The sequence below is a fragment of the Synechococcus sp. R3-13 genome (assembly GCF_047462195.1).
Lineage (GTDB): Bacteria > Cyanobacteriota > Cyanobacteriia > Thermostichales > Thermostichaceae > Thermostichus.
This window is the reverse complement of sequence record NZ_JANSIO010000159.1, coordinates 1-2,396: the sequence shown is the minus strand read 5'-3', so window position 1 is coordinate 2,396 and position 2,396 is coordinate 1. Positions and strand designations below refer to the sequence as shown.

3 protein-coding genes are annotated in these 2,396 nt (G+C 60.1%); 2 read left to right on the top strand and 1 reads right to left on the bottom strand.

Annotated elements, in window-relative coordinates:
- Positions 1 to 33: 33 nt before the first annotated feature.
- Positions 34 to 1,059, top strand: a complete 1,026-nt coding sequence (locus NW856_RS04995; protein ID WP_414399386.1) for an HD-GYP domain-containing protein — start codon at positions 34 to 36, stop codon at positions 1,057 to 1,059.
- On the opposite strand, the gene NW856_RS04990 is transcribed toward NW856_RS04995, so the two are convergent.
- Positions 1,037 to 1,741, bottom strand: coding sequence for a ComF family protein (locus NW856_RS04990; RefSeq protein ID WP_414399385.1), 705 nt, complete (start codon positions 1,739 to 1,741; stop codon positions 1,037 to 1,039). The two genes, NW856_RS04995 and NW856_RS04990, sit on opposite strands and share 23 nt — an antisense overlap.
- A 213-nt stretch (positions 1,742 to 1,954) precedes the next feature.
- Here NW856_RS04990 and rpsL point away from each other — a divergent pair, with 213 nt between their 5' ends.
- Positions 1,955 to 2,362 carry a 30S ribosomal protein S12 gene (gene rpsL, locus NW856_RS04985; RefSeq protein WP_011432553.1) on the top strand — a complete coding sequence of 136 codons (408 nt, stop codon included), beginning with the start codon at positions 1,955 to 1,957 and terminating at the stop codon, positions 2,360 to 2,362.
- Positions 2,363 to 2,396 lie beyond the last annotated feature (34 nt).

The window sequence follows — 2,396 nt, the reverse complement described above, 5'->3', positions numbered from 1 at the left end:
CTCGTACTCGATGCAAGGCTAGGTTTTACCACCATGAACTCCCACCTGATCCACACCCCCTTTCCCCGTCTAAACCCGAAGCTGGCGGAGGCGGATCATGTTTTGGTGGTGGACGATCAGGCCAGCAGCCGCCTCTACATCGGTGAGCTGTTGCGGTCGGCCCACTTCCGCGTGAGCGAGGCCACCAACGGCGAAGAGGCTTTGGAGGCTGTGGAGCGGCTTCGGCCAGACTTGGTGCTGTTGGATGTGCTGATGCCGAACATGAGCGGGTTCGATGTCTGCCGGCAACTGAAGGCTAATGAGCTGACCCGCCTGATCCCCGTTGTGCTGATCACTGCCCTGACCGACCGCTCCAATCGCCTGATGGGGATGCAGGTGGGGGCCGACGACATTTTGACCAAGCCCTTCGATCACGTGGAGCTGCTGGCGCGGGTACGCTCATCCATCCACCAAAAGCGCTTGAACGAAGATCTGGATCACGCCGCCAGGGTGTTGTTTGCCATTGCCCGCGCTGTGGAGAGCCGGGATCCCACCACGGGTGACCATTGCGAACGCTTGGTGGTCATGGGGGAACAGTTTGGTCGTTACTTGGGGCTGTCTCGTCAACAGATCAAGGCCCTGCGCTGGGGCGGCTACCTGCACGACATCGGCAAAGTCGGGATCCCGGATGCGATTTTGTGCAAGCAGGGCAAGCATACCCCGGAAGAATGGGAGATCATGAAATCCCATGTGTTGATTGGCGAAGACATTTGTCGGGGCTTGCGCACCATGCAGGATGTGCTGCCGATCATCCGCCACCACCACGAGCGTTGGGATGGCAGCGGCTACCCGGATGGGCTGGCAGGCGAAGAGATCCCTCTGTTGGCCCGCGTCTTTCAGGTGATCGACATCTTCGACGCTCTGATCTCCCCTCGCCCCTACAAACCGGCCCTGACCGCCGAACAGGCCCTGGAAGTGCTGCGGGAGGAAACCCGCAAGGGCTGGCGGGATCCGAACTTGGTGCGCGAGTTTTGCGACTTTATGTTTGTTACGGCCTTTAATTTGCTGGAGGCGGGATAGGGTCTGGAGGGCTGGGCCAGTCTGGAGAGGCAGCTTTTGGGGTTTGAGCGGCAACGATTACCCCGGCTACACGGATCCCGGCAGCGGCCAATACCTGCTGGGCGGCTTGCACAGTAGAGCCGGTGGTGTAGATGTCATCCACCAGCAACACCGGTGTGGCCGGAACTTGTTTCAGGGCAAAGGCCCCGGCCAAGTTGTGCTGTCGTTGCAGCGGGTTGAGCTCATATTGAGCCGCTGTGGCCCGCACCCGCACCAGAGCCTCAGGCCAATGTCTCAGACCTGTCCGCTGGCAAAAGGCTTGGCTGATCAAGGCGGCTTGGTTGTAGCCCCGTTGCCGCAGGCGCTCCGCATGAAGCGGGATGGGCACCACCGTATAGTCCAAGCCATAGGCCCTACGGGAGCCTGAAGACGGCTGTCGGCTTTCCACCCAGCGAGATCCCAGCCATTCTCCCAAAACCGAGCCAATGCGCCGTTGTCCTTCGTACTTCAGGCAATAGATGGCCCTGCGCAGCGCCCCCCGGTGGATCCCCCAGGCGTAAAGTGGCCAAGGCGAGGTGGTGACTGGCCAAGTGGCAAGGCGCTCCGCCTGCAACCGCCTTTGACAGTCTTGACAGAACACGGCCTTGGCAGGGCGCCGGCAAAGCGGACATGGAGGCACAATCCACCAATCTAACCAGCCCATCGTCTGCTAGGGATCCTTTCTGGTGTGCAGAGTCTCCTAAAAAGCTGAGGCAAGGGGGGAACGAGGCCGAAATTCAGACTCGGCCAGGCTAACAGCCCAGCAGTCCATCCCCAAGTTGACGCCGGGATCCCGCCTTGCTAGGATTCAATATCGCCGGATAATTCAACCGGATAATTCATTTAACATTTAAGCCGTGACCTTCTCTGCCAGCCCATGCCCACCATTCAGCAACTGATCCGTGAGGAGCGCAGCGTTGCCGCTCGCAAGACCAAGTCTCCTGCCCTGAAGGCTTGTCCACAGCGGCGGGGGGTTTGCACCCGAGTGTACACGACAACGCCCAAAAAGCCCAACTCGGCCCTGAGAAAAGTGGCTCGCGTTCGCCTCACTTCCGGCTTTGAGGTCACTGCCTACATTCCTGGCATCGGCCACAACCTGCAGGAGCACTCTGTGGTCATGATTCGCGGTGGGCGGGTTAAGGATTTGCCCGGCGTGCGTTACCACATTATCCGGGGCACCCTCGACGCTGCAGGGGTCAAAGACCGCAAACAAGGCCGCTCCAAATACGGGGCGAAACGGCCCAAGCCGGGCCAAGCTCCAGCCGCCGCTGGCAAGAAAAAATAGCTTTGCCCTCACCCTCAACCCTCCATATCCCACT